The organism is Blastococcus tunisiensis (genome assembly GCF_900112815.1).
GTDB classification, from domain to species: Bacteria; Actinomycetota; Actinomycetes; order Mycobacteriales; family Geodermatophilaceae; genus Blastococcus_B; species Blastococcus_B tunisiensis.
Genome location: NZ_FOND01000010.1, coordinates 1 through 25951 on the forward strand (window position 1 = coordinate 1; position 25951 = coordinate 25951).

The 25951-nt window shown below is 74.6% G+C and carries 28 protein-coding genes; 15 read left to right on the forward strand and 13 right to left on the reverse strand.

Annotated features, from left to right (window positions below):
* The 8 genes from BM142_RS13455 to BM142_RS13480 all read left to right on the forward strand — a co-directional run.
* Positions 1-334: IS30 family transposase (locus BM142_RS13455; protein ID WP_139228884.1), on the forward strand; the 334-nt coding region annotated here is incomplete at its 5' end.
* Between the two features lie 117 nt (positions 335-451).
* Positions 452-622, forward strand: a complete 171-nt coding sequence (locus tag BM142_RS24565) for a hypothetical protein (protein ID WP_175527265.1) — start codon at positions 452-454, stop codon at positions 620-622.
* Positions 623-691: 69 nt separating this feature from the next.
* A complete protein-coding gene (locus tag BM142_RS25195) occupies positions 692-1066 on the forward strand; it encodes a LapA family protein (protein WP_092199535.1) in 375 nt (124 codons plus the stop codon).
* A 135-nt stretch (positions 1067-1201) separates the two neighbouring features.
* On the forward strand, positions 1202-3046 hold the full coding sequence (locus tag BM142_RS13465; protein WP_092199538.1) for an acyl-CoA dehydrogenase: 1845 nt from the start codon (positions 1202-1204) through the stop codon (positions 3044-3046).
* 137 nt (positions 3047-3183) lie between these two features.
* Positions 3184-3435 (forward strand): hypothetical protein, encoded by a 252-nt coding sequence (locus BM142_RS13470; protein WP_092200006.1) that lies wholly within the window; start codon positions 3184-3186, stop codon positions 3433-3435.
* Positions 3432-3587: a hypothetical protein gene (locus BM142_RS24575; RefSeq protein ID WP_175527266.1), complete on the forward strand. Its 156-nt coding sequence runs from the start codon at positions 3432-3434 to the stop codon at positions 3585-3587. The genes BM142_RS13470 and BM142_RS24575 overlap by 4 nt, the downstream gene beginning before the upstream one ends.
* Before the next feature lie 66 nt (positions 3588-3653).
* Positions 3654-4538 carry a 3-methyladenine DNA glycosylase gene (locus BM142_RS13475; RefSeq protein WP_254790904.1) on the forward strand — a complete coding sequence of 295 codons (885 nt, stop codon included), beginning with the start codon at positions 3654-3656 and terminating at the stop codon, positions 4536-4538.
* The gene (locus BM142_RS13480; protein ID WP_092199544.1) at positions 4535-5365 is read left to right on the forward strand and encodes a tyrosine-protein phosphatase; all 831 of its coding nucleotides are present in this window, start codon (positions 4535-4537) and stop codon (positions 5363-5365) included. The genes BM142_RS13475 and BM142_RS13480 overlap by 4 nt, the downstream gene beginning before the upstream one ends.
* A gap of 130 nt (positions 5366-5495) precedes the next feature.
* On the opposite strand, the gene BM142_RS13485 is transcribed toward BM142_RS13480, so the two are convergent.
* The 3 genes from BM142_RS13485 to BM142_RS13490 all read right to left on the reverse strand — a co-directional run bounded on the left by BM142_RS13485 (position 5496) and on the right by BM142_RS13490 (position 9935).
* Entirely contained in the window at positions 5496-7568 is a 2073-nt protein-coding gene (locus BM142_RS13485) for a GGDEF domain-containing protein (protein ID WP_092199547.1), read from the reverse strand.
* A 404-nt stretch (positions 7569-7972) separates the two neighbouring features.
* Positions 7973-8104, reverse strand: a complete 132-nt coding sequence (locus BM142_RS25400; protein ID WP_256381300.1) for a hypothetical protein — start codon at positions 8102-8104, stop codon at positions 7973-7975.
* Between the two features lie 133 nt (positions 8105-8237).
* Positions 8238-9935 (reverse strand): phosphoenolpyruvate--protein phosphotransferase, encoded by a 1698-nt coding sequence (locus BM142_RS13490; RefSeq protein ID WP_092199550.1) that lies wholly within the window; start codon positions 9933-9935, stop codon positions 8238-8240.
* Positions 9936-10097: 162 nt separating this feature from the next.
* On the opposite strand from BM142_RS13490, the gene BM142_RS13495 reads away from it, so the two are divergent.
* From BM142_RS13495 to BM142_RS13510, 4 genes are all read left to right on the forward strand, one after another.
* Positions 10098-10868 (forward strand): DeoR/GlpR family DNA-binding transcription regulator, encoded by a 771-nt coding sequence (locus BM142_RS13495; protein ID WP_254790906.1) that lies wholly within the window; start codon positions 10098-10100, stop codon positions 10866-10868.
* Positions 10865-11887, forward strand: a complete 1023-nt coding sequence (locus BM142_RS13500) for a 1-phosphofructokinase family hexose kinase (RefSeq protein WP_092199557.1) — start codon at positions 10865-10867, stop codon at positions 11885-11887. The genes BM142_RS13495 and BM142_RS13500 overlap by 4 nt, the downstream gene beginning before the upstream one ends.
* A 20-nt stretch (positions 11888-11907) precedes the next feature.
* Entirely contained in the window at positions 11908-14010 is a 2103-nt protein-coding gene (locus BM142_RS13505; RefSeq protein WP_092199560.1) for a PTS fructose transporter subunit IIABC, read from the forward strand.
* Positions 14011-14072: 62 nt separating this feature from the next.
* Positions 14073-14333, forward strand: a complete 261-nt coding sequence (locus BM142_RS13510) for an HPr family phosphocarrier protein (protein ID WP_092199563.1) — start codon at positions 14073-14075, stop codon at positions 14331-14333.
* A 149-nt stretch (positions 14334-14482) separates the two neighbouring features.
* Here BM142_RS13510 and BM142_RS13515 read toward each other — a convergent pair whose 3' ends face one another.
* The 6 genes from BM142_RS13515 to pdhA form a co-directional block, all read right to left on the reverse strand.
* On the reverse strand, positions 14483-14950 hold the full coding sequence (locus BM142_RS13515) for an SRPBCC family protein (RefSeq protein WP_092199566.1): 468 nt from the start codon (positions 14948-14950) through the stop codon (positions 14483-14485).
* 79 nt (positions 14951-15029) lie between these two features.
* A complete protein-coding gene (locus BM142_RS13520; protein ID WP_092199568.1) occupies positions 15030-16196 on the reverse strand; it encodes an AGE family epimerase/isomerase in 1167 nt (388 codons plus the stop codon).
* Positions 16193-16558 (reverse strand): hypothetical protein, encoded by a 366-nt coding sequence (locus tag BM142_RS13525; protein WP_092199571.1) that lies wholly within the window; start codon positions 16556-16558, stop codon positions 16193-16195. The genes BM142_RS13520 and BM142_RS13525 overlap by 4 nt, the downstream gene beginning before the upstream one ends.
* A gap of 25 nt (positions 16559-16583) precedes the next feature.
* The gene (locus tag BM142_RS13530; RefSeq protein WP_092199574.1) at positions 16584-18113 is read right to left on the reverse strand and encodes a dihydrolipoamide acetyltransferase family protein; all 1530 of its coding nucleotides are present in this window, start codon (positions 18111-18113) and stop codon (positions 16584-16586) included.
* 3 nt (positions 18114-18116) lie between these two features.
* A complete protein-coding gene (locus BM142_RS13535; protein WP_092199577.1) occupies positions 18117-19094 on the reverse strand; it encodes an alpha-ketoacid dehydrogenase subunit beta in 978 nt (325 codons plus the stop codon).
* The gene (gene pdhA, locus BM142_RS13540; RefSeq protein WP_092199580.1) at positions 19091-20227 is read right to left on the reverse strand and encodes a pyruvate dehydrogenase (acetyl-transferring) E1 component subunit alpha; all 1137 of its coding nucleotides are present in this window, start codon (positions 20225-20227) and stop codon (positions 19091-19093) included. Before pdhA ends, BM142_RS13535 begins: the two co-directional genes overlap by 4 nt.
* Positions 20228-20444: 217 nt before the next feature.
* Between pdhA and BM142_RS13545 the strand changes: the two genes are divergently transcribed.
* Together BM142_RS13545 and BM142_RS13550 are read left to right on the forward strand one after the other, a co-directional pair.
* The gene (locus BM142_RS13545) at positions 20445-20927 is read left to right on the forward strand and encodes an Lrp/AsnC family transcriptional regulator (RefSeq protein WP_092199583.1); all 483 of its coding nucleotides are present in this window, start codon (positions 20445-20447) and stop codon (positions 20925-20927) included.
* Positions 20928-21136: 209 nt separating this feature from the next.
* Entirely contained in the window at positions 21137-21652 is a 516-nt protein-coding gene (locus tag BM142_RS13550) for a hypothetical protein (protein ID WP_175527267.1), read from the forward strand.
* 57 nt (positions 21653-21709) lie between these two features.
* On the opposite strand, the gene BM142_RS13555 is transcribed toward BM142_RS13550, so the two are convergent.
* The 3 genes from BM142_RS13555 to BM142_RS13565 are packed head-to-tail and all read right to left on the reverse strand — an operon-like array spanning position 21710 to position 23986.
* Positions 21710-23035: a serine hydrolase domain-containing protein gene (locus tag BM142_RS13555; protein ID WP_092199586.1), complete on the reverse strand. Its 1326-nt coding sequence runs from the start codon at positions 23033-23035 to the stop codon at positions 21710-21712.
* A 38-nt stretch (positions 23036-23073) separates the two neighbouring features.
* Entirely contained in the window at positions 23074-23397 is a 324-nt protein-coding gene (locus BM142_RS13560) for a DUF3817 domain-containing protein (protein ID WP_092199588.1), read from the reverse strand.
* Positions 23398-23419: 22 nt separating this feature from the next.
* Positions 23420-23986: a hypothetical protein gene (locus BM142_RS13565; protein WP_092199591.1), complete on the reverse strand. Its 567-nt coding sequence runs from the start codon at positions 23984-23986 to the stop codon at positions 23420-23422.
* Between the two features lie 26 nt (positions 23987-24012).
* Between BM142_RS13565 and BM142_RS13570 the strand changes: the two genes are divergently transcribed.
* Entirely contained in the window at positions 24013-24567 is a 555-nt protein-coding gene (locus BM142_RS13570) for a hypothetical protein (RefSeq protein ID WP_092199594.1), read from the forward strand.
* A 66-nt stretch (positions 24568-24633) separates the two neighbouring features.
* Here BM142_RS13570 and BM142_RS13575 read toward each other — a convergent pair whose 3' ends face one another.
* A complete protein-coding gene (locus BM142_RS13575; RefSeq protein WP_092199597.1) occupies positions 24634-25692 on the reverse strand; it encodes a C40 family peptidase in 1059 nt (352 codons plus the stop codon).
* Positions 25693-25951: the final 259 nt, after the last annotated feature.

Sequence of the window (25951 nt, forward strand, 5' to 3'; positions counted from 1 at the left end):
ACTGCCGGCCCAGCTGCGCCGCTCCCTGGCCTGGGACCAGGGCCTGGAGATGCGCAACCACAAGAAGATCAGCATCGCCGCGGACTTGCCGATCTACTTCTGCGACCCGCACAGCCCCTGGCAGCGCGGCACCAACGAGAACACCAACGGACTGCTCCGCCAGTACCTGCCCAAAGGCACCGACCTCTCGGTGCACAGCGCCGAAGACCTCGCCGCCATCGCCGCCGAGCTCAACGATCGACCACGCAAGACCCTCGGCTGGCTCAAGCCCGACGAGGTCATCGGCCCACTACTGTCAGGCGATCAAACCGCGGGTGCTGCGTCCGCCCCTTGAATCCGCCGTCGCTGATCATGGCGGGGCGGGATCGTGGCGGGCGGCAGCCGGGCGGGGCGGGATCGTGGCGGGCGGGAGCGAGTGGCGGGGGCGCGACCCGGCGGCGACGATGGCCGGGTGACGATGCCCGACGAGGAGAACGCCGGTTCCGACCGGGACGCCGCTCCGCTCGGAGCCGACACCGCACCACCGGGGGACCCCCGATCGCAGGGTGGCGAGCCCGGGCCGGCCGACGGCGTCGCCGGGCCGAGCTACCCGCCGGCGGAGACCGAGCCCGACGCGAACTGATACCGGATCGACGCCGACCGGGTGCGCGCAGGTGCTGCGCGGACCGGCCCCGAGCAGCACACTCATGGCGTGAGCACCCCCGAACCGCGCCCCGCCGGAACGCCCGGATCCGACCCGACCCTCGGCTCGCCGGCGAGTGACCGGCCGAGCCCGCCGCCGGAGAACGGAGCGGGGCCGGACGGACCGGCGCCGGAGACCCGGCCCAGCCGGAGCCCCGGCCGCGCGATCGGGCGGACCCTCGCGCTCGCGCTGCTGCTCTTCGTCACCGTCGTCCTGGTGCTGTTCGTCGTGTTCAACACGCAGACGGTGGAGATCAGCCTGGTCTTCACCGACGTCCGGGCACCGCTGGTCGTCGCCCTGCTCATCGCCGCCGCCCTCGGCGGCGCGATCGTCGGGCTGCTCGACGCGGTGATGACCGTGCGGGGACGCCGCCGCAACCGCTGACCCGCAGGAGGGAGACGGGGTCGGCCCGGCGTGTTGCCGACCCCGGCTCTTGCCGTTGCTACCGGTGGGTAATAACGTTTGTTACTGGCGAGTAGGACTACGCCAGCCGCCGCACGGAGCACGGGAGCCAGCTCGATGACGCACTACACCGCCAACCTCCGGGACCTCGAGTTCAACCTGTTCGAGTTCCTGGACACCAAGGACCGTTTCGGCACCGGGCCGTTCGAGCAGATGGACGCCGACACCGCCCGCGGCGTGCTGGCCGAGATCCGCAAGCTCGCGGAGGGCCCGATCGCGGCCTCCTTCACCGACGCCGACCGCAACCCGCCGGTCTTCGACCCGGCCACGCACTCGGTGACGCTGCCGGAGTCGTTCAAGAAGTCCGTCGAGGCGCTCAACGCCGGCGAGTGGTACCGGCTGGACCTCTCCGAGGAGCTCGGTGGCTTCGGCGCACCCGCGGCGCTGACCTGGGCCGCCTTCGAGATGGTGCTCGGCGCCAACCCCGCCGTCTTCATGTACGGATCGGGTCCCGCGTTCGGCCAGACGCTCTACGACCTCGGCACCGAGGAGCAGAAGAAGCTCGCCCGCCTGATGATCGACCGGGGCTGGGGCGCGACGATGGTGCTCACCGAGCCCGACGCGGGCTCCGACGTCGGCGCCGGCCGCACCAAGGCCGTGCAGCAGCCCGACGGCTCCTGGCACATCACCGGCGTGAAGCGGTTCATCACCTCCGCCGAGCACGACCTCAGCGACAACATCATCCACCTGGTGCTCGCCCGTCCGGAGGGCGCGAAGGCCGGCACCAAGGGGCTGTCGCTGTTCGTCGTCCCCAAGTTCCACGTCGACGTCGAGACCGGCGAGCTGGGCGAGCGCAACGGCGCCTACGTCACCAACGTCGAGAAGAAGATGGGCCTCAAGGTCTCCACCACCTGCGAGGTGACCTTCGGCGACGGCCCGGTGCCCGCCCAGGGCTGGCTCGTCGGCGACGTGCACGACGGCATCGCCCAGATGTTCAAGATCATCGAGTACGCCCGCATGTTCGTCGGCACGAAGGCGATCGCCACGCTGTCGGCCGGCTACCAGGTCGCGCTGGACTACGCGAAGAACCGGGTCCAGGGCGCCGACCTCACCGCGACGAGCAAGGACGCGCCGCGGGTCACCATCACCCACCACCCCGACGTGCGCCGCTCGCTGATGCTGCAGAAGTCCTACGCCGAGGGCATGCGCGCGCTCTACCTCTACGCGGCGAGCTTCCGCGACCAGGTGACCGAGGCCGAGGCGGCCGGCACCGCCGACAGCGAGCAGGCCGTGCTGGCCGCCAAGGTCAACGACCTGCTCCTGCCGGTCGTCAAGGGCTTCGGCTCGGAGCGGGCCACCCAGCTGCTGACCGCCGAGTCGCTGCAGACCCTGGGCGGCTCGGGCTTCCTGCAGGACTACCCGATCGAGCAGTACATCCGGGATTCCAAGATCGACACCCTCTACGAGGGGACGACGGCGATCCAGGGGCAGGACTTCTTCTTCCGGAAGATCGTCAAGGACGGCGGGGTGGCGCTGACCTGGCTGGCCTCCCAGATCCAGTCGACGATCGAGGCGGAGGCGGGCAACGGCCGGCTCAAGGAGGAGCGGGCGCACCTGGCCGCCGCGCTGTCCGACGTCCAGGGCATGCTCACCGCGATGTTCGGCCACCTGTCGGCCGCGCAGGAGGACATGTCCAGCCTGTACAAGGTCGGCCAGAACACCTCGCGCCTGCTGCTGTCCGTCGGTGACCTGATCACGGCCTGGCTGCTGGTCCGCCAGTCCGAGGTGGCCCTGGCCGCGCTGTCGGGCGAGGTCCCGGAGAAGGACCGCCTCTTCTACGAGGGCAAGCTGGCCGCCACCCGCTTCTTCACCTCCCAGGTGCTGCCGCGACTGTCCTCCGAGCGGGCCATCGTGGAGAGCACCGACAACGCGCTGATGGAGATCGACGAAGCGGCGTTCTGAGCCCGGCACCGCGGTGGAGGCCGCCTTCCCGACCGTGGGGAGGCGGCCTCCGCCGTTCCACGGCGGGCCGGCTCGGCCGTTTCACGGGGAGGACGGCGGGCATGGCCACGGGGACGACCCGACCGAAGGAGGCCGGCATGACCGACCCGCAGGGCAGCGACCGCATCCAGCAGGACATCCCGACGTCGTCCGCCACCGGAGCCAACAGCGACCTGGACTCCTCGTTCGACGACGTCCCCCTCACCGCGGACGAGGCGGTCGAGCGCGACGCCGCGCAGGGCGACGACCTGCCCGCCGGCGCCGACGGTGACGTGGCCCGTGCCCGGCGGGCCGGCGCGTCGGGAGAGGTCCAGGCGCCGACCGACCGTTCCGGGGACGACGGCCGATGACCGAGTCGCAGCCGACCGGCTACCGCGAATCCCCCGACACCGCCGACGACGGGTCCACCGAGGACCGCCACGACGACGACGTCGCCCTGACCACCGACGCCGACGCGCAGCGCGAGGACTCGGTGACCCGGCCCGGGAACGAGCCGGACTGAGCCAGGCCCCTCCGCCCGCCGGCGCACCCGCGGGGCGCCGGGCGGAGGGCCCCTACCCTGGACGCCGTGCCGCCCCCGTCCCCGACCGTCCTGGCCGAGGGCGAGTGGCGGCCGCGCGCGCAGGCGCACGCCGAGCGGGTGGCCGTCTGGACCGTGCCGCACGGTGCGCGTCGCCGCGCCGGGGTGGCGCACCCGGTGCTGGACTTCCTGTTCACCTACTACTCCGAGCCGCCGGGCCGGCTGGCGCGCTGGCACCCCGGGCCGGGTGTGTCGCTGACCGGGTCGGCGCCGCACGCCGGCTGGCGCTGGTACGGCCCCGACGGCGGCGGGGTGCGCCTGGACGTCGACGCCTTCCTCGCCGACCGCGGCGACACGGTCCGCTTCGTCCGCGGGCTGCTGGCCGCCACGGCTTCGCGGCCGGCCTTCACCGGCTGCCTCGGGCTGCACGAGTGGGCGATGGTCTACCGGGACACGGGCACCCGGCACGCCGTCCCGCTCCGCCTCGGGCAGGAGGGCACCGACGCCGTCGTGGAATCCCACCCGATCCGGTGCACGCACTACGACGCGTTCCGCTTCTTCACCCCCGCCGCCGTCCCCCGCAACCGGGTGCGACCGACCCGCGAGACGCAGTCCCGGCTCGAGCAGCCCGGCTGCCTGCACGCCGGGATGGACCTCTACAAGTGGGCCTACAAGCTCAGCCCCGCGACGCCGGGTGAGCTGGTCGCCGACTGCTTCGAGCTGGCGGCGGAGATCCGGGTGCTGGACATGCGCGCCTCCCCGTACGACCTGCGCGACCACGGGTACGAACCGGTCGCGATCGAGACGGCGGAGGGCAAGGCCGAGTACGTCAGCGCGCAGCGCGGGTTCGCCGAGCGCGGCGCCGTCCTCCGCACCCGCCTCGTCGAGGTCTGCGACGACCTGCTGACCGCGGGACGTACCGTCGTCGGGTGACCTCCACGCGCACCGGCCGCTGGGTGCGGCTCGACGGCACCACCAACACCCGGGACCTGGGCGGGCTGCCCACGTCCGACGGCGGCCGCACCGCGGCCGGGCGCATCCTGCGCAGCGACAACCTGCAGACCCTGAGCGGCGACGACGTCGAGCGGCTGGTCCGCGGCGTCGGCCTGCGCCAGGTGATCGACCTGCGCACGACCGCGGAGATCCTGCTGGAGGGCCGCGGCCCCCTGCGCCGGGTCCCCGACGTCGAGCACCGGCACTTCAGCCTGCTCCCCGAGCGCGGGCACCACACGGACGTCTTCGCGGTGGAGGAGGACGACGTCGCCCTCGACCTCCCCGCCGGCTGGGCCGAGTCGCTGCTCCCCCGCCAGGTCGCCGAGCACGACGAGGGGGAGCACCCCGCCGTGCGCTCCTACCTGGGCTACCTCGGCCACCGCGCCGACAACGTGGTCGGCGCCCTGCGCGCCCTCACCCGCGCGCCCGGGGCGTCGGTCGTCCACTGCGCGGCGGGCAAGGACCGCACCGGCGTCGTGTGCGCGCTGTCGCTCGCGGTCGCGGGCGTGCCGCACGAGGAGATCGTCGCCGACTACGCCATGACCGCGGAGATCATCGACGCCCTGGTCGCGAAGCTCGCCGCGTCACCGACCTACGCCGACGACATGGTCTCCCGGGACGTCGCCAGCCACACGCCGCGGGCGGAGACGATGGACCGCGTGCTCACCCTGCTCGACGAGCGGCACGGCGGCCCGATCGGCTGGCTGCACGCGCACGGGTTCGGCGCCGACGAGCAGGCGGCGTTGCGCGCCCGCCTGCGCGACTGAGAGACACCCCCGGAAGGACCCCCCGTCCTCCTCCCCGCTCGCAGGCTCGCGTCGAGCCTCTGAACGGGGCCATCAGCCCTCGCCGGCTCGGGGCGAGCCTCTGGACGGGGCCGGGGCGCGGGCGGGCGACCTAGGGGGCTGCGCGGGTGGTCCGCCGACCGCGGCCGCCGCGCTGCTTGTGCCGGTACATCGCCGCGTCGGCCTCGCGGAGCAGCTGCTCGGCCGTGCGCGGTCCGCCGTCGCCGTGCACGGTGACGCCGACGCTCGTGCCCATCGTCACGTCGGTGCCCTCCAGGCGGAACGGCTCGTCGAAGCAGCCGGTCACGCGGGCGGCGAGCCCGTGCGCGTCGTCGGGGTGGACGAGGCCGGGCAGGACGACGGCGAACTCGTCGCCGCTGAGCCGGCCGACGGTGTCGCCCGGACGCACGGCCGACCCCAGCCGGGCCGCCACCTGACGGAGCAGCTCGTCACCGGCGGCGTGGCCCAGGGTGTCGTTGACGTCCTTGAAGCGGTCGAGGTCGCAGAAGAGGACGCCGAGGTGGGCCCCCTGGCTCGCGCCGGGCAGGGCGGCCTGGAGACGCTCCAGGAAGAGGACGCGGTTCGGCAGGCCGGTCAGCGCGTCGTGGGTCGCCTGGTGGCGGACGGTGTCCAGCAGCCGCGCCTTCTGCAGGGCGCTGGTCGCCTGGTCGCCGACACCCCGCAGCCGGGCGAGGACGTCGCCGTCCAGCCGGGTCGGCGCCTCCCCGGCGCGCCAGCCGGCCGTGGCCACGCCCAGGAACGTCGTCCCCGACAGCAGCGGCACGGCGACGACGTCCGCGGTGCCGGCGCCCCGCAGCAGGTCCCGCAGCGCCGGGCTGCTCGTGGCGGCGCTGATGATCCGGGGCTCCCGGTCGGTGAGCATGCCGACGAGCTCGGGGGCGTCCTCGGCCCGCAGCGTGGAGCCGAGCAGGAAGTCGGTGCCGTCGCCGGACAGCCCGACGGACGAGTGGGAGCGCAGCGAGGCGGTGGCGGCGTCCCAGAGCAGGATCCCGGCGCTGGTGCAGCCCACGATCCGCGGCAGCGCCTCGCTGACGACCTGCGTGACCGCGCCGGCGTCGGTGGTCGCGGCCAGCGCGTGGGCCAGCGACAGCAGGGCGCCCGCCCGGTCGGCCTGCTGGCGGGCGTCCTCCAGGGCGATGACCAGGTCCAGCGCGGCGGCCGCGTGGCCGGCGTAGGCGGCCAGCATCGAGGCCTCGTCACCCATCGCCCCGCCGTCGCTGGTGGGGTAGATCGCCGCGAGCCGGCCGTGGGAGTGCCTCGCGGAGGCGACGTCGACGACGACGGCGCCGGGGCCGAGGTCCCCGCCCGCGAGCAGCGTCGCCGCCATGCCGGCGACGTCCGCGGCCGGTAGCCCGGCACTGTGCACGTACGGCTCCCCGCGACCCGGCGGGCGCACGGCGAGGAGGTAGGCCGGCGCCAGGACCGCCTCGGCGGCCCGGGCCACGATGCGCTGCAGGGCGGTGGCGACGTCGTCACTGGCGACCAGTTCCGTGGCCGCGGACTGCAGGATGCGCAGCTGGCCGCGGAGGGCGTGCAGCTCCAGGCTCTGGGCGGCCCGGTCGCGGCGACGCCGGGGCAGCCGGGTGCGCCGGTCCCACGTGATGCGGTAGACGCACGCGCCGTGGCCGTCGGACTCGCACTCGTCGTGCTCGATCCGGGCGGCAGGCAGCCCGAAGACCGTGGGGACGACGCTGAACAGGCCCTGGGCGTAGCTGCAGTCGAGGCGGGAGTGCCGGTAGCCGGGGTGCAGCGTGTAGCGGATGGTGGCCGACGTGGCACCGGAGTCCAGCACCTCCATGGTGGACGTGGTGCTGAACTTGGCGACCGCCCGGGGCAACTGGTTGATCACCTGGCGCGGGCTGCCCAGCGCGCGCAGCAGGATGACGATCGAGTGGGCCAGACCGGTCTGCAGCGCCGCCGCGCCGACCTTGAACATCAGCGCCGGGTCGCCGACCACCTCGGTGGCCGCGGAGAACAGGCGGATCCGCGTCTCGTAGCTCCACCAGAGCGACTGGTCCTCGAGCTGCTCGGCCGTGTGCGGGACGCCGGACCGCGCCAGCAGGCGGTCGACCGCCTCGGGACCCGCGGTGGAACGGACGTAGCGCAGCAGTCCACCGGTGGTCGCTCCCGAGGTCTCCCGGGGCTCGGCGACGGGGGCGGTCATCGGGTCCGTCCGGCGGCGGGCGTGCCGGAGGGCGCCGGGGCGGGCCGCCGCTCAGGGGGCGCGCCGCAGCGGGTCGCCGTCCCTGCGAGGTGCACGTGGGGATGGTCGGCGGTCACGGCGTCCGACCTGAGCGCCGTGACCCGTTGTGATGAGCCGGTACACGCACCGCAGCAGCATGCCAGCACTGCCCGCCCCACCGGACGGGGCGCCCGCCCGGCTCCGGCGCGGACGGCCCCGGACAGCGAACGACCCCGGACAACGAACGACCCCGGACAGCCGCCGGCCCGGCTCCGGCGCGGACGGCCCCGGACAGCAGACGACCCCGGACAGCGAACGGCCCCGGACAGCGAACGACCCCGGCCTCCAGGGGGAGGTCGGGGTCGTGCGGGGCCGGGCCCCGGGGGTCAGCGGTTGGCGAGCGTCAGGAGCTCGTCGCGCATCGCCGGGCTGCTCGTGCGCGCCAGGGCCTGGTTCAGGGCGCGCCGGGTACGCGCGGCCTGCCGCCGCTGCTGCCACCGGGTCGTCACGCTGCTCATCTCGTACTGCCTCTTTCATCGGAGTGGTGCGCCTACACCCTTAGCAATGCAGGCTGACACCACTGTATTCCGACGAATCACAGGTAGAACTGAAGCTCGACCGACGTTCTCTCACCATTTCGGGTGAGAGTGGTCACCCGGCAAGGATGGTCCGGGCGGCCGCCCGAGCCGCCTGGGGGTCGTCGGTGGCCAGCGCCGCCTCCGCCGCGCGCTCGCACGCGGAGCGGTCGACGGTCGACAGCCGGGCGCCGACCCGCGCCACGGCGGACGTGGCGCACGACAGCGAGCTGATGCCCAGACCGACGAGGACGCAGCCCAGCAGCGGGTCCGCGGCCGCCTCCCCGCAGACGCCCACCGGCTTGCCCGCCCGGCGACCGGCCGCCGCCGTGAGGGCGACGAGCTCGAGGAGCGCCGGCTGCCACGGGTCGGTGAGCTCGGCCAGGTCGGCGGACAGCCGGTCGGCGGCCAGCGCGTACTGCGACAGGTCGTTGGTGCCGATGGACAGGAAGTCCACGTGCGCCAGCAGCCGCTCGGCGTGCAGCGCGGCCGAGGGCACCTCGATCATCACGCCGGGCACCAGCCCGCGGGCGCGGACGGCGGACGCGAAGCCGGCCGCCTCGGGGACCGTGGCCACCATCGGCGCCATGACCCACGGCGTCGACCCCGTCCGTTCCGCCGCCTCCGCCACGGCGTCGAGCTGGCGTTCCAGCAGCCCGGGATCCCGGCGGGCCACGCGCAGGCCACGGACGCCGAGCGCGGGGTTGGCCTCGTCGGGCGGCGTGGCGAAGGCCAGCGGCTTGTCCGAGCCGGCGTCCAGCGTCCGCACCACGACCTTGCGACCGGGGAAGGCGGCCAGGACCTCGGCGTAGCCGGCGGCCTGCTCCTCGACCGACGGCTCCTCCGGCCGCCCCAGGAAGGCGAGCTCGGTGCGGAAGAGCCCGACGCCCTCCGCGTGCGCGGCGACGGCCGCCCGTGCACCGGCGCCGTCCTGCACGTTGGCGAGCACCTGGACGACGTGCCCGTCCCGGGTGGCACCGGGGCCGCGGTAGCCGGCCAGCGCCTCGATGGCCACCCGCGCCGCCGCCACCCGCTCCTGCGCCTCCCCGGGGTCGGGATCCACGGTGACGGTGCCCTGCTCGCCGTCGATTAGCACCGTCGCCCCCGCCGGGACGTCGTCGAGGCCGCCGACGCCGACGACGCAGGGCAGCCCGAGCTGGCGGGCGATGATCGCGGTATGGCTGGTGGTGCCGCCCAGCCGGGTCGCCAGACCGAGGATGCGGGCCGGGTCCAGGCCGGCGGTGTCGGCCGGCGCGAGGTCGTCGGCGAGGAGCACGGAGGGGATGTCGGGGGCGGGGACGCCCGGCTCCCCCTGCCCGGTGAGCTCGGCGACGATCCGGTCCCGCACGTCGCGCACGTCGGGCACCCGCTCGGCCATGAGGCCACCCAGCGCCGCGAACATGTCCATGAACTGCGCGGCGGCCTCCACCGCGGCGACGGGGGCGGGCGTGCCGCCGTCGATCCGCTGCTCCGCCGCACTGCGCAGCGCCCGGTCGCGGGCGATGCCGGCCGTGGTGCTGAGCACCTCCGCGCTCACCCCCGTCGCGGCGGCCGCCCGCGCGGTCAGCCGTTCGGCGACGGCCTCGGCGGCTGCGCCGTAGCGCGCCTTCTCCGCCTCCCGCCGATCCTCGGGGATCGCGGCGCCCGGCTCGTCCGGCAGGCGCACCGCACCCGTGGGCCGCACGGCGGGACCGACGGCCGCACCGGGCACCACCGGGGTACCGGTGAGGACGGCCGGCCCGAGGGTCGCGGGCGGGGAGACGGTGCTCGACATGGGGACCTCGCTGCAGGGGCCGGGTGCGGAATGGCGGGCTGGTGGTGACCAGAGTCACGAACAGGTGTTGACTTGTCAACGGAACAGACGTAAAACAACACAAAAGCAATGGCAAGTCCACACGGTCGGACATCCCCCTCGCCGCGTCGGTCGGAGGACAGCGTGCTCTATCCCGAAGAACGCCAGCAGGCGATCGCGGCCCTGGCGAGCGACCGCGGGCGGGTCGCCGTCACCGCCCTCGCCGAGGAGTTCGGGGTCACCACCGAGACCGTCCGGCGGGACCTGGCGGTCCTGGAGCGGGCCGGGATGCTGCGCCGCGTGCACGGCGGCGCGGTGCCCTCCGGTGCCCTGACCCTGGCCGAGCCGGGACTCGGCGAGCGGCACCGGTCGCACGGCGAGCAGAAGCGGGCCATCGCCCAGGCCGCGCTCGACCTGCTGCCCGGCGCGGACGGGAGCATCGTCCTGGACGGCGGGACGACGACGGCCGCCCTCGCCGAACTCCTCGGCGCCGAGCACCGGCTGCTCGCCGTCACCTCCTCCATCCCGATCGCCTCCCGGCTCTCCGTCCCCGCCGGCGTGACCCTGCACCTGCTGGGCGGGCGGGTGCGCGGCGTCACCCAGTGCGCGGTCGGGGAGGCGACGGTCCGGACCCTGGCCGAGCTGCGGGTGGACGTGGCCTTCCTGGGCGCCAACGGCATCGCCCCCGACCACGGCTTCAGCACGCCGGACGACGCCGAGGCGTCGGTCAAGCGGGCGATGGTCCGGGCGGGCCAGCGGGTGGTGGTGCTCGCCGACAGCAGCAAGCTGGGCCGCGAGCACCTGGTCCGCTACGCCGCCCTGGAGGACGTCGACGTCCTGGTCACCGACCAGGGCGCCGATCCGGGGATCGTCGCCGAGATCGAGAAGGCCGGCGTCGAGGTCGTGCTCGCATGACCGCCCGGGGGATCCCGGGCCGGGTGGTCACGCTGACCGCGAACCCGAGCCTGGACCGCACGCTCGAGCTCCCCGCCCCGCTCACGGCGGGCGGCATCGTGCGGCTGGCCGGCAGCGGCACCGAACCCGGCGGCAAGGGGGTCAACGTGGCCCGCGCGCTGGCCGCGGCCGGCGGTGACGTGGTGTCGGTCCTGCCCGCCGCCGCGTCGGACCCGATCGTCTCGGCGCTGCGCGCCATCGGCCTCGAGCTGGCCACCGTGCCGGTACCGACCCCGGTGCGCACCAACTACACGCTGGTCGACCCGGCCGGCACCACGACGAAGCTGAACGAGCCCGGCGCCCCGCTGACCGAGGCCACGCGGGCGGCGCTCTCCGACGCCCTCCACCGGCACGCCGCCGGCGCACGGTGGGTCGTGCTCTCCGGTTCGCTGCCGCCGGGGACGCCGGTCGGCTGGTACGCCGACCTCGTCCGCTCGCTGCGCGACACCGGGGCGCGGATCGCCGTCGACACCAGCGAGGCACCGCTGCTCGCGCTGCTGGCGGCAGGGCCCGCCGCCGCCCCCGACCTGCTCAAGCCCAACGCCGAGGAGCTGGCCCAGCTGGCCGGCGTGCCCGAGGGCGACCTGCTGGGCGACCCCGCCGCGATGCTCTCGGCGGTGCGCTCGCTGCACGACCGCGGGGTCGCCGAGGTGCTGCTCACGCTCGGCGGCGACGGGGCGGTGCTCGCCACGGCCGACGGCCGGCTCTGGTCGGCCCGGCCGCCGGAGATCACCGTCCGCAGCACGGTCGGTGCCGGCGACTGCAGCCTGGCCGGCCACCTGCTCGCCTCCCTCGCCGGACAACCTCCCGCCGAGCGGCTGCGCAGCGCCGTCGCCTACGGAGCGGCCAGCGCATCGCTGCCGGGCTCCGCCGTGCCCGCCCCCGCCCAGGTGGACGGCTCCGCCGTCCGGATCACCGCCGGATTCCCCGGTTCCGCACCGACCGCTCCCGTTCCGGCCGCCGGCCGGGACGCCCGCTGACCCCTCCGGGAGAGGACCCCATGCCCGCACTCATCACCCCGGACCTCGTCGCGCTCGACGCCGATCTGGGCACCGACAAGGCCGCGGTCGTCGGCCGGCTGGCCCACCTGGTCGCCGCGGCCGGCCGGGCCACCGACGCCGCCGCCCTGCAGGCCGACGTCCTGGCGCGCGAGGCGCAGGCGGCGACCGGGCTCCCCGGCGGCATCGCCATCCCGCACTGCCGCTCGGAGGCCGTGACCGAGGCGTCCCTGGCGTTCGCCCGGCTCTCCCCGGCGGTCGACTTCGGCGCGCCGGACGGCCCGGCGGACCTCGCGTTCCTCATCGCCGCGCCGGCGCACGGCGACGCCGACCACCTGACCCTGCTGACCGCCCTGGCCCGGGCGCTCGTACGCCCGGAGTTCGTGGCCTCGCTGCGGTCGGCGAGCTCCGACGCGGAGATCGTGGCCCTGGTGGAGGACGTCGTCTCCCCCGCCCCGGCCGGGCCGTCCGCGGGAGCCACCGCAGCCACGGAGGCCGCACCGGCCGCGGAGGCCGCACCCGCCGGGCGCAGGAGCATCGTGGTGGTCAGTGCCTGCCCGACCGGCATCGCGCACACCTACATGGCCGCCGACAAGCTCGCCGCCGCCGGCGAGGCCGCCGGTGTGGACATCCACGTGGAGACGCAGGGCTCATCGGGGTCGACCCCGCTGGACCCGGCCCTCATCCGGACCGCCGACGCCGCGATCTTCGCCGTCGACGTCGGGGTGCGGGACCGGGAGCGGTTCGCCGGCAAGCCGCTCGTGCAGAGCGGCACCAAGCGGGCGATCAACGAGCCCGACGTGATGATCCGCGAGGCGCTCGCCGCGGCGGACGACCCGAACGCCCGCCGGGTGCCCGGCACGGCCGCCGCCGAGGCCCCGGCCGCCGGCGGTGGTGGCGGGGCGCGCACCGCCACGGAGATCCGCCGCTGGCTGCTCACCGGCGTCAGCTACATGATCCCGTTCGTCGCGGCCGGTGGCCTGCTGATCGCGCTGGGCTTGGCCCTCGGCGGCTACCAGATCGTCAACGGCAACCCCGACGTCGAGGGGCAGAGCTACGCCCTCAGCTGGGTGCTGAACAACTCGCTGTTCGACCTCCCGGCCGGCTCGAGCACCGAGGAACTGCGGTTCGGCATCCTCGGCTACCTGGGCGCGGTCTGCACGGTCCTGGGGCAGGCGGCGTTCGCGTTCCTCGTCCCGGCGCTGGCCGGGTACATCGCCTACGCCATCGCCGACCGGCCGGGCATCGCGCCCGGCTTCGTCATCGGCGCGGTCTCGCTGACCGTGGGCGCCGGCTTCCTCGGCGGCCTGGTGGGCGGCATCCTCGCCGGGCTCGTGGCGCTGTGGATCAGCCGCTGGCGGCTCCCCGCCGGCGTCCGCGGGCTGCAGCCGGTGGTGATCATCCCGCTGCTGGCCACGCTGATCTCCAGCGGCATCATGGTGATGGTGCTCGGCCGACCGCTGGCGGCGGCCCTCGAGGGCCTCGGCGACTGGCTCAACGGCCTCAGCGGCTCCTCCGCCATCCTGCTCGGGATCATCCTCGGCCTGATGATGTGCTTCGACCTCGGCGGCCCGGTCAACAAGGCGGCCTACCTCTTCGCCACGGCGGGCCTGGCCTCCCAGACCAGCGGTTCGTTCGTGATCATGGCGACCGTGATGGCGGCCGGGATGGTGCCGCCGCTGGCGATGGCCCTCAGCACCGCCGTCCGCGGACGTCTCTACACCGCCGCCGAGCGGGAGAACGGCAAGGCGGCCTGGCTGCTCGGACTCTCGTTCATCTCCGAGGGCGCGATCCCGTTCGCCGCGGCCGACCCGGTCCGCGTCATCCCGTCGATGATGCTCGGCGGCGCCACCACCGGGGCGATCGTGGCCGTCCTGGACATCGAGGCGCGGGCGCCGCACGGCGGGGTGTTCGTCTTCTTCGCGATCAGCAACGTGCTGCTGTGGCTGCTGGCGATCGCGATCGGTGCCGTCGTCGGGGGAATCGCGGTCACCGTCGCCAAGAGCATCGGCCGCAGCGACGCCGACGACGCCCCCGAGGACGCCGTCGACCTGCAGCACGCCCACACCCCGGGCGTCGTCCCGGCGCGCGCCGCCGGCGCGTGACGGGCATCCTTCCGCCCACACCCATCGTCCGGTCCCCCGTCCCAGCAGCGAGAAGAGGAACGATGCCCAGTCAGACCGTCCCCGTCGGATCACGGGTAGGGCTGCACGCCCGGCCCGCAGCGCTGATCGCCGAGGCCGTGGGCAAGGCCGGCGTGCCGGTCACCCTGGCCACGGTCGGAGGCAACCCGGTCGACGCCGGATCGCCGTTGATGATCATGACGCTCGGCGCCAAGCAGGGCATGGACGTCGTCGTCACCAGCGAGGACGAGGCCGTGCTCGACCGGATCGCCGGCATGGTCGCGCAGGACCTGGACGCGGAATGAGCTGAGCGACGACGACGGCGCCCGTCCCCTCGAGGGACGGGCGCCGTTTCCGCGCCATGATCAGCTGACCTGATCGTGGCGCGTCCTCCCTCACGGCAGACGGTGAGGGAGGACGCTCGATGATCAGGTCACCTGATCATCGAGGGGGGTCAGGACTCGTCGGGGCGCTGCACGTCCCCGCGCCAGGCGCCGGTCTCGGTGCCCTGGCTCTCGATGAACTCCTTGAAGCGCTTGGCGTCGGCCTTGACCTGGTGGTCGTCGATGCCCACGGCCGCGCCCGCCTTCTCGACCAGGCCTTCGGGCTCCCAGTCGATCTGGATCATGACGCGGGTCTTCGCGTCGTCGAGGCGGTGGAAGGTCACCACACCGGCGTGCTTGGCCTCACCGGTCGTGCTGGTCCAGGCGACGCGCTCCTCGGGGTGCTGCTCGGTGATCTCGGCGTCGAACTCCCGCTCGACCCCGCCGATCTTCGTCACCCAGTGCGTGTGCGTGTCGTCGAGCTGCGTGATGCGCTCGACCCCGCCCATGAACTGGGGGAAGGACTCGAACTGCGTCCACTGGTCGTAGGCGACCCGGATGGGGACGTCGACGTCGACGGACTGCTGCACGCTGGCCACGTTCTCACTCCTCTGTGTCGCGAACTCGATCGCGCACCACCTACCCCGGTGCCCGCCCCCCGACACCTGTACGGGCAGGTCAGCGGAGCGCGGCCGCCACGCTGCCCCGCACGGGGCGGCCGTCGAGCAACAGCATCTGGGCCAGGTGGTAGGCGTCCGGCTGACCCGCCCAGGTGCCGGTCGCGACCTGCCCGTCCGGCGTCAGCTCGTGGTGCCAGCTGCCCGTCCGCGGGTCGGCGAAGCGCCGCTCGCCGTGCTCCCGCCAGCTCCGCGCGAGCTCCCGGTACCGCGGCTCGCCGGTGACCTCCGCCAGCACGGCGGCGGCGGCCACGGCCTCGCACAGCACCCAGTGCATGCGCGCCCCGACGACCGGCCGGCCGTCCCAGCCGAGCGTGTACGGAAAGCCGTCATGCCCGTCCGCCGCCCAGCCGCGGGACGCCGCCGCGTCGAACAGACCCACCGCGTCGGGGAGGAGCCAGCCCGGCGGGTCGTCGACGACGGCGCGCAGGTGCAGGGCCAGCCGGGCCCATTCGAACTGGTGCCCCACCGTCACGCCGTACGGGCGGAACGGGTCTGCCGGGCGCTCGCGGTTGTAGTCGGGCAGCGGCTCCCAGTCAGCGGTGAAGTGCTCCGGCAGCCGCCAGTCGCGCTCGCGGGCCCAGCCGTGGACCACCCGCTCGGTCGCCCGGAGCGCCTGTCCGCGCAGCCGTCGGGCGGTCGCCGCGTCGTCCACCGCGTCGGCGGCGGCCAGCATCGCCTCGACGCCGTGCATGTTGGCGTTGGCGCCGCGGTAGTCCGCGCACGTGGTCCACGCCCGGTCCCACTCCTCGACCGCCAGGCCGGCGTCGTCGTCCCGGAACCGGCGCTGCCAGACCTCCAGCGCCTCGTCGAGAAGTGCGCGGCCGCCCGGGATGCACGCCGTGGTCGCCGTGGCGCCGGCCAGGACGACGAAGGCGTGCGCGTAGGCGGCCTTCGCGTCGTCGTCGGTGCTCCCTCGCCAGCCACCGTGCCCGGCGTCGTGCAACGGACCGTCGAGCAGCGCGCCGACCCCGTGCGCGGCGAGGTCGTGGGCGCCCGGTCGGCCCAGCAGGTGCGCCAGCCCGAAGACGTGCGTCATCCGCGCGACGATCCAGGTCTCCTGGGGCCGGTCGGGCAGCACCCGGCCGTCGGCCCCGAGGTAGCCGAAGCCCCCGCCGGCCAGCCGGGAACGGGCGGCGAAGGCCAGCAGCCCGTCCAGGTCGGTCACCGGGCGCGCTCCCCGGCGATCCCGAGGGCGAGCCGGATGGTGGCCACCATGATCACGACGAGCCCGACCAGCTGGACGAAGCCGGCCCCGATGTTCGGCCCGGGCTCGGCGAGGAGATCGAGCAGGACGAGGACGGCGAGCGAGCCGAGCACCACGCCGCCCAGCCGGCTGCCGTTGCGCTCGTCCGCCGAGGAGACGAGGAGCAGGCCGGCGACCAGCGCGAACCCGTAGCCGACGGACTGGACCAGCGCCGGCGCGAGGCCCTGCTCGAGCCCCGGCCGGCTCCCGCTCACCACGATCGCGACCCCGCTGCAGAGGACGAAGAGCAGCAGGAGCACGAGGGACGTGCGGCGTCGATCCATCAGGTCACCTTCGGTCAGGGCCCGGTCAGAACGCCAGTGCCGCCCCCGGATCGTGCAGCAGCGCGCCGATGTCGGCGAGGAACCGGGAGCCCAACTCGCCGTCGACGATCCGGTGGTCGAAGGACAGCGCCAGCTGGGTGACCTGCCGGGGCACGATTCTCCCCTTGTGCACCCAGGGCATCTCGCGGACCGCCCCGAAGGCCAGGATCGCCGACTCCCCCGGGTTGAGGATCGGCGTCCCGGTGTCGACGCCGAAGACGCCCACGTTGGTGATCGTGATCGTCCCGCCGGTCATGTCCGCCGGTGCGGTCCTGCCCTCGCGTGCCGTGGCGGTCAGGTCGGCCAGCGCCTGCGCCAGCTCGGGCAGGGTCATCCGCCCGGCGTCCTTGATGTTCGGGACGACGAGGCCGCGCGGGGTGGCCGCGGCGATGCCGAGGTTGACGTCGTCCTTGACGACGATCTCCTGCGCCGCCTCGTCCCAGGAGCTGTTGACCATGGGGTGCCGGCGGACGGCGAGCAGCAGCGCCTTCGCCACGAAGAGCAGCGGGCTGACCTTCACGTCGGCCAGCTCCGGGCGCGCGGCGAGCCGGGCGCGCAGCTTCATCGTCCGCGTCACGTCGACCGTGAGGAACTCCGTCACGTGCGGTGCGGTGAACGCGCTGGCCACCATCGCGGCAGCCGTGTGCTTGCGCACGCCCTTGATCGGGATCCGCTGCTCGCCGCCGGTCGAGCGGCTCTCCGCGCCGGACGTGCCCTGCGCGACGACCTCGGTGCCGCCGTCCGCAGCCGCCGCGTCGACGTCTGCCCGGGTGATCACGCCGCCGTTCCCGGTCCCGGCGACGGTGGTCAGGTCCACGCCGAGGTCCTTGGCGTACTTGCGCACCGGCGGCTTGGCCAGCGGGCGCGGCCGGCCGCGGCCGGGTGCGGCCGCGACGACCGGTGCGCCGGCGGCGCGGGCGGCGTCCGCGCGGAGGGCGGCCGCCTCCGCCTGCCGGCCGACCTCGAGACCGCCGTGCCGGACCGGCTTGGAGCCGGCGTCGGGCGCGGTGCTGAGCAGTGGCGGGCGGTCACCGCCGCCGGAGCCGTAGTCGGCGCCGGGCGCGGGCGCCTCCTCCGGCGCGGCCGCCGCCACCGGGGCGTCGGTGCGGCGGGGGCGGCGGCGGGCCTCGGTCGTGCGCGGGCCGTAGCCGACCAGCACGGCCGTCCGCCCGCCCGGGGCCGAGCCGCCGATCAGCCCGGCGGCCGGCTCGGCATCCGCTGCGGGCGGGGCTTCGGCCGCAGCGGGTTCCGCGGCGGGGGTTCCTCCGCCCTCGCCACCGACGTCGATGGTGATGATCGGCGTGCCGACGTCCACCATCGTGCCGGCCTCGAACAGCAGCTCGGTGACCGTGCCGGCGAACGGCGAGGGCAGCTCGACGGCGGCCTTGGCCGTCTCCACCTCGCACAGCGGCTGGTTCACCGTCACCGTGTCCCCGACGGCCACGAGCCACTGCAGGATCTCGCCCTCGGTGAGTCCTTCACCGACGTCGGGCAGCTTGAACTGTCTGGTGGCCATGGCTCAGAACCCCATCGAGCGGTCGACGGCGTCGAGGACCCGGTCCAGGTCGGGCAGGTACTCCTCCTCGAGCTTCGACGGCGGGTACGGGGTGTCGTAGCCGCCCACCCGCAGCACCGGCGCCTCCAGCGAGTGGAAGCAGGCCTCGGTGACGCGGGCGGCGATCTCCGCGCCCACACCGAGGGTCACGGCCGCCTCGTGCACGACGACGCATCGGCCGGTGCGGCGGACCGACTCGAACACCGGGACGAGGTCCAGCGGCGAGACGGTGCGCAGGTCGATGACCTCCAGCGACCGCCCCTCCTCCTCCGCGGCCTGGGCGGCCTGCAGCGCCGTCTTCACCATCGGCCCGTAGGCCAGGACCGTGACGTCGTCACCGCCGCGCAGCACGCGGCTGGCGAACAGCGGCTCGGGGGTGGCGTCGGTGTCGACCTCGGCCTTCTCCCAGTACCGGCGCTTGGGCTCGAGGAAGACGATCGGGTCGGGGTGGGCGATGGCCTGCTGGATGCCCCAGTAGGCGTCGACCGGGTTGCTGACGGCGACGACCTTGAGTCCGGCCGTGTGCGCGAAGTAGGCCTCGGGGCTCTCGCTGTGGTGCTCGACGGCGCCGATGCCGCCGCCCATCGGGATCCGGATGACGATCGGCATGGCCAGGGTGCCCTTGGAGCGGGCGTGGATCTTGGCGACCTGGGTGACGATCTGGTTGTAGGCGGGGAAGACGAAGCCGTCGAACTGAATCTCGCACACCGGGCGGTAGCCGCGCATGGCCAGGCCGACGGCGGTGCCGAGGATGCCGGCCTCGGCCAGCGGGGTGTCGACGACGCGGTCCTCGCCGAAGTCCTTCTGCAGGCCGTCGGTGATCCGGAAGACGCCGCCGAGCTTGCCGATGTCCTCCCCCATGAGCACGACCTTGGCGTCGTCCTCCATCGCCTTGCGCAGGCCCAGGTTGAGCGCCTTGCCGATGGTGAGGGTCTGGGTCACTTCTCCCCCTCGAAGCTCGCGTGGTAGGCCTCGAACTCGGCCTGCTGCGCGGCCAGCGGCGGGGTCTTCTCGGCGTAGACGTGCTCGAACATCGAGCTGGGCGCCGGGTCGGGCATGTCCACCGTGCCGCTGCGGATGCGCGCGGCCAGCTCGTCGCCCTCGGCGTCGACGGCGGTGAAGAAGGCCGCGTCGGCGATGCCGCTGCGCGCGAGGTGCGCCTTGAGCCGGGCGACCGGGTCGCGCAGCTTCCACTCCTCCAGCTCGCTGGCGAGCCGGTAGCGGCTGGGGTCGTCGGAGGTGGTGTGCGCGCCCATCCGGTAGGTGAAGGCCTCGATGAAGGTGGGCCCCTGCCCCTCGCGCGCGGCCTGCAGGGCGGCCCGCGTCACGGCCAGGACGGCGAGGACGTCGTTGCCGTCGACCCGGACCCCGGGGAAGCCGAACCCCGCGGCGCGCTTGAACAGCGGCACCCGCGACTGGCGCTCGAGCGGCACGCTGATGGCGTACTGGTTGTTCTGGCAGAAGAAAACCACCGGGGCGGAGAAGCTCGCGGCGAAGATGAGCGCCTCGTTGACCTCGCCCTGGCTGGTCGCGCCGTCGCCGAGGAAGGCGAGGACGGCGTTCTCGGCGCCGTCGCGCTGGATGCCCATGGCGTAGCCGGTGGCGTGCAGGCACTGGGAGCCGATGACGATCGTGTACAGGTTGAACGCGTGGTCGACCGGGTTCCACCCGCCGTTGTCGACGCCGCGGAACAGGCTCATCACGTGCAGCGGGTCCACGCCCCGGGTCCAGGCGACCCCGTGCTCGCGGTAGGTCGGGAAGGCCATGTCGCCGTCGACGAGCGCGCGGCCGGCCCCGACCTGGGCGGCCTCCTGACCCAGCAGCGAGGCCCAGATGCCGAGCTCGCCCTGGCGCTGCAGCGCCGTCGCCTCGACGTCCCACCGGCGGACGAGGGCGAGGTCGCGGTACAGGCCGCGCAGCTCCTCGTCGGAGATGTCGAGGGCGTAGTCGGGGTGCTCGACCCGCTCGCCCTCGGGGGTCAGCAGCTGCACCAGGTCCGGCTGCTGCGGGAGGTGGGGGGATGAGGCCCCCGGGACGGGATCGACCACTTCGGTGGCCTGACGCATCGCGGTCATGGGGCTCTCCTCGCCGTCTCCCGCGGCTGCCGGGGTCTCCGGCGGGTGCGGTCGGTGGACGTGTCGCGGACGCCGGGGTGTGGCGCCACTCACACATGGTGCACGTCACCCCGGTGCGAGGACAAGACCACCCCGATATCGATCTGCGCAAGATCCCGCGTGCTGATTGCGCACTTGTGGCACTACTAGGACGTCCACGCATGTCAGACTGAGCACCATGGCCGATGTGGACGCCACCGACGCCCGGTTGCTGCTCGCCCTGGGCGAAGACCCCCGGGCGAGCGTCATGGCCCTCTCCCAGCGGCTCGGCCTGGCCCGCAACACCGTGCAGAGCCGGCTCGCCCGGCTCGAGACCAACGGCGTCCTCGCCCCGCTGGACCGGCGGGTGCGGCCGGAGGCCCTCGGCTACCGGCTCAGCGCCTACGTCACGGTGCAGGTGGTGCAGCGCAGCCTGGCCGACGTCAGCGGCGCGCTGGCCCAGATCCCCGAGGTCGTCGAGGTCACCGGCCTGTCCGGGGTCGCCGACCTGCTGGTCGAGGTCGTGGCCACCGACGCCGACGACCTGTGGCGGATCACCGAGCAGGTGCTGGCCATCCCGGGCGTGCAGCGCACCGACACCGCGCTGGCCCTGCGCCGCTTCGTCGAGCACCGCGTGGCTCCGCTGCTGGAGCGGGCGGCGGGCGGGGCACGCGACGAGTGACGTCGGCCGTCGAGTCCTGCGAACTCGTGGCCATCAGCCGCTGATCACCACGAGTTCGCATGACTCGACACGCCCACGCCGTCGTCAGCCGGGCCGGCGGATGCGTACCGGCCCGCCGGCGGTAGCGACGCCGCCCGTGACCGGCGACCGAGGTGCGGGATGTGCCGGCCCCGGTGTGCTGGCGGGACACCACGGGTAGGCCAGGGCCCATGGCGAAGAAGACCCGGATCGGCACCGTGGGCAAGGGCAGGCGCGGGATCAGCACGGCGGGCTGGGCGCTGCGCGGAGCGGCGGCGGGCGCCGCGGGCACCACCGCCCTCAACGCCGTCACCTACCTCGACATGGTCGTGCGCGGCCGCGGCAGCAGCTCCACCCCCGAGGAGACCGTGGAGAAGCTGGCGGAGAAGGCGCACGTACCCATCCCCGGGGACGAGCAGACCCGGCAGAACCGGGTGCAGGGCCTCGGCCCCATGACCGGCCTGCTGGCCGGCGTCGGCGTCGGGGTGCTGACCGGACTGGTCCGCGCGGCGGGCTACCGCTCGGCGCCGCCGGTCGGCGTGCTGCTGACCGGCCTGGGCGCCATGCTCGCCGGCAACGGCCCGATGACCGTGCTGGGCATCACCGATCCGCGGAGCTGGTCGGGCACCGCCTGGGCCAGCGACGTGGTGCCCCACCTCGCGTACGGCGCCGTCGTCAAGGCCACGATGGACGCGTTCGACCGATGAAGGACCCCGTCCTTCTCACCCCTCGCGAGCTCGGGGCGAGCCTCGGGACGGGGCCCGTCAACTGCGCCACCCGGCCTCGTCCACCCCGCCGGGCACCGGCCCCTGCGGGTCGTAGGGCGTGCGGGTGAAGATGAACGTGCCCACGTCGAGGTGGTCCTCGGCGATGCGCAACCGCTCGCCGGCGTAGTACCCGTCCAGGCCGCGCCAGGTGCCGTCGTCCAGCGGGGCGAACCGGCTGGCGCGGCCGCCTCGACCCGGCAGCGGCCCGAGGTGCAACAGCCCGCCGGCGACGGCCCGCAGCATCAGCGGCGAGGGGCCCCAGAACCAGACACCGAGCCGGTCCAGCGGCACCGGCGACGGCGAGGGCGTCCACGGCTCGACGATCCGCGGCTCGGCCGCCCGCAGGTCGGCAAGCAGCCCGAACACCACCGCGTCCAGCCCGGACGTCGTGTTCGCCAGCGACACCGCGCCGGTCTGCTCCTCGCGGTCGACGAAGACCCCGGCGAGGAAGCCCGGCATCGACCCGCCGTGCCCGATCAGCGTCCGCCCGTCGACCCGCAGCACCTGGACACCCAGGCCGTAGGCCGACCAGCCCGGCGCCGAGGAGTCCACGCCCGCGGGCACCGTCATCTCCTCCAGCGTCCCGGCGTCCAGGACGTCGCCGGTGTCCCCGAGCAGGAACGCGGCGAACCGGCCCAGGTCGCTCAGCGGCGCCCAGAGCTGCCCGGCCGCGGCCATGACCCCGGCGTGGTGCTCGGGCTCCGGGAGGACGACGTCGGCCCACGGGTGCACCGCGCCGCCCTCGGCCGCGGGCCCGTCCGGACGGGGCGTCGTCCGGCTCATGCCGAGGGGCGCCAGCACCTCGGTGGCGACGGCGTCGTCCCAGGAGGTGCCGCGCAGCCGGGCGACCAGCTCGCCCAGCAGCCCGAACCCGAGGTTGGAGTAGTGGAAGCGGCGCGCGGCACCGAGGACGACGTCGTCGTGCCCGAGCGCGAGGTCCGCCAGCGAGCCGCCCGGGGTGCGCTCCCACCAGCCGCCTGGGCTCTCGGCCGAGGCACCGGCGAGGTGGGAGAGCAGCTGCCCGATGGTGCGGTCCCCGAACGGCGTGCCGGGCAGATGCCGGTCGAGCGGGTCGTCCAGGCCCAGCCGGCCCTCGTCGCGCAGCCGCATGACGACGACGGCGGTGACGGTCTTGCTGATCGATCCGAGTCGGTACTGGACGTCGGTGTGCGGCTCGGGCACGTTCCCGCGCCCGGCCGACCAGGCCAGCCCGCCGTCCCGCACGACGCCGGCGACCAGGGACGGCGCCCGGCCCTCGCGCTGGGCGCGTGCGGTCCGCGCGAGGAGGAGGCGGGCGGTCGTCGGCAGGACGGGCTCGGACATGACGGGGACCGTATCCAGCCGCCCGGGGGCACCGCAGGTCAGGCGGCGATGGCCTCGCTCCGCGGCAGCCGCCCCGTCCGGGTGGCCCGGCGCTCGAACCAGATGGTCGCCAGCGGCGGGATGGAGGCCAGCAGCGCCAGGAACGTCGTCCCCAGGGACCACCGCAGGACGCGGGCGGCCAGCAGCGCGACGACGACGTAGGCGACGAAGACCCCGCCGTGGATCGGGCCGAAGATCTGCACGCCCAGCTCGGTCGTCCCGAGCACGTACTTGACGAACATGCCGATGAGCAGCCCGATCCAGGAGAGGGCCTCGGCGACGGCGACGATGCGGAACGCGGTGGCGACGGTGCTCGGGTTCACGCCACCGATCCTCCCCGAGGCGTCAGCCGAGGTACGCCCGCCCACGGTGTGAGATCTCGTACCCCACGGCCCGGCTGACCGTGAGCCCCAGCTCCTTGAGCTTCCGGACGTCCCGCTTGAACGGCAGCGTCTCGCGTCCGAGCGAGGCCGCGAGGTCGGGCGCCCGCACCCCGGGGTGCTCGGCGATCAGCCGCAGCGCCTGCCGCGTCCACGGTGCGCCGCATGCGGCGTCCCAGCGGTCCAGCCGCTCGTCGATCGCCCGCCGGTCCGCCTCGGACAGCTCGCCCTGCTCGCGCAGCGCGACACGGGGATCCGCGCCCGCGAGGGACACCGTCATCCGGTACACGTGCGCGCCTTCTCGCCGGCCGAGCAGACGCAGCAGTTCCTCGAGCGAACGGACGCCGGCCCGCCGGGCGTCCTCCTCGGTCAGGGCCGCGGGATCGACCTCGTCGACGGTCCCGATCCGGACGACGCCGGCCCCCGTCCGCTGGGTGCTCCCGGGCCGCATCCGCGGCCGGTCCCAGCGCCGGAACGCGAGCGTGACGGAGCCGTCCGCTACGCCAGCGGCGGTGGCCGGCGGGATCAGCACGCTCGCATGGTGACAGGGTCGGCCGCGTGCGGGGACTGGCGCGGCGGGAGTTCTGCCTCGTCCTGCTGCGCCGCATGGCCGATCTGCGCCCCGACCTGGTGGCGGAGGCCCTCCCCCGGCTCGGTGCCACGCGGGCCGAGGCGCACGCCGCGCACACCCGCTGGCAGGCGCTGCACCACGCGCCGCGGGCGCCCCGAGGACTGGCGCTGCGGACGGCGGTGCTCGGCCCGCCCGACGAGCTGGAGGACCGCCGGTTCGGCGACCTGGACGTGCAGGTCCGGCGCTGGCCGCTGCCGCTGTGGCCGCACCTCTACTGGGAGGTGCTGAGCGGGCCGGGCGGCTCGGTGCTGCACGAGCACCTGGTGCCGATGCCCGGCTCCCCCGTGCCGCCGGCGTCCCCGACCGGGCTGCTGGTGTGGCAGCACGTGCTGGACGACGTCGTCGGGCTCCCGGGCGCGGTGGGCGTCGACCCCGGCGTGGTCACCCGCTGGGAGATCCACCTCCCCGGGGTGCGGGCGGTGTTCGTCTGGGGCCTGCTCCAGCAGGTCGTCCCTGTCCAGGACACCGCCCCGAACCCGTGAGGGCAGATGGCCCCGTCCAGAGGCTCGCCGCGAGCGTGCGAGCGGTGAGGAGGACGGGGTCCTTTCTCAGGCGGCGATGCGGCGGGCGCCGCTGTAGCCGCTCATCAGCGGGGCCACCTTCACCACGTCGCCGGAGGTGGGCGCGTGCACCATCTGGCCGTTGCCGATGTAGATGCCCACGTGGCTCACCGGGCTGTAGAAGAAGACCAGGTCGCCCGGCTGGAGCTGGTCGCGGGAGACCGCCTGCCCCATCCGCGACTGGAGCCGGCTCGAGTGCGGCAGGTTGATGCCGGCGGCCCGGAAGGCGTAGGCGGTCAGGCCCGAGCAGTCGTAGGCGTTGGGGCCGCCGGCCGCCCAGACGTAGGGCTTGCCACGCTGGGCCATGGCGGTGTCGATCGCGATCTGCGCCGCGTTGCCGTTGGCGACGACCGGGGCGTCGGCGGCTGCCGGCTCGCGGTCGGCCGACCGGCTGGCCCGGTCCTCCTCGCCGTGCGCGGCGACGGCTGCCTGCTGCTCCTGCGTGCTCAGCTGGGAGAACGCCGCCCGGTAGCTGTCGACCTCGGCCTGCAGCGCGGCCTGCTGGGCCGCCACCGCGTCGTACTGGGCCTGCGCCTCGGTCGTGGCCTGCGCCGCGGCGGCCTGCGCCTGGGCGGCGGCCACGTTGGCCGCGGCGGCCCGCTCGAGGATGCCGTTCTGGTGCCCGGCCACCATCTGCAGGGTGGCCATGCGGTCGACGAAGGCGTCCGCGGAGTCGCTGGTCAGCAGCGCCTGGACGGACCCGAGGCCCTCGCCCGTGTACGCCGTCCGGGCCAGCCCGCGCACGTACTGCTGTGCGGCGGCCAGCTCGGCCGTGGCCTGCTCCATCACCGCGGCGGCGGCCCGGGCGGCGTCCTGCTGCGCCGTCAGGGCGACCCGCGCCTCGTTGAACTCCTCGGTGATCACCTCGAGCTCGTGCCCGCGGGACGCGACCAGCTGGGCGGCCTCGGCGGACGTGGCCGGTGCGGCCTGCGCCGGGACGGCGACGAGGACGGTGCCCAGGACGGCGAGGAGGGCGAGCGCGCCCCGTGCGACGAGCGCCGGACGGCGGGGCGACGTGCGGTGCGCACGGCCGAGGGGGGACGCCATGATGCGGCGCTCTCCGTTTCTTCGGTTCTTCCACGGTCTGCCGCCGGGTCGTCTGACCGGTGCGGGCCCTCTGCCGGGCCCGGCTCGACGGTGTTCGGGGGGGGCCGGCGGCCTCAGTGACTGACCGCCCCTGCGAACACACAGACCGTAAGCGCCGTGACCGGGTCGTGACAATGACAAAGATGTTTTTTGTTTGCGTTTCGCCTATACCGGGCATGGCTCCGCCTCGGCCGTCGTCCCGTGCGCCCCAGGTGCCCCG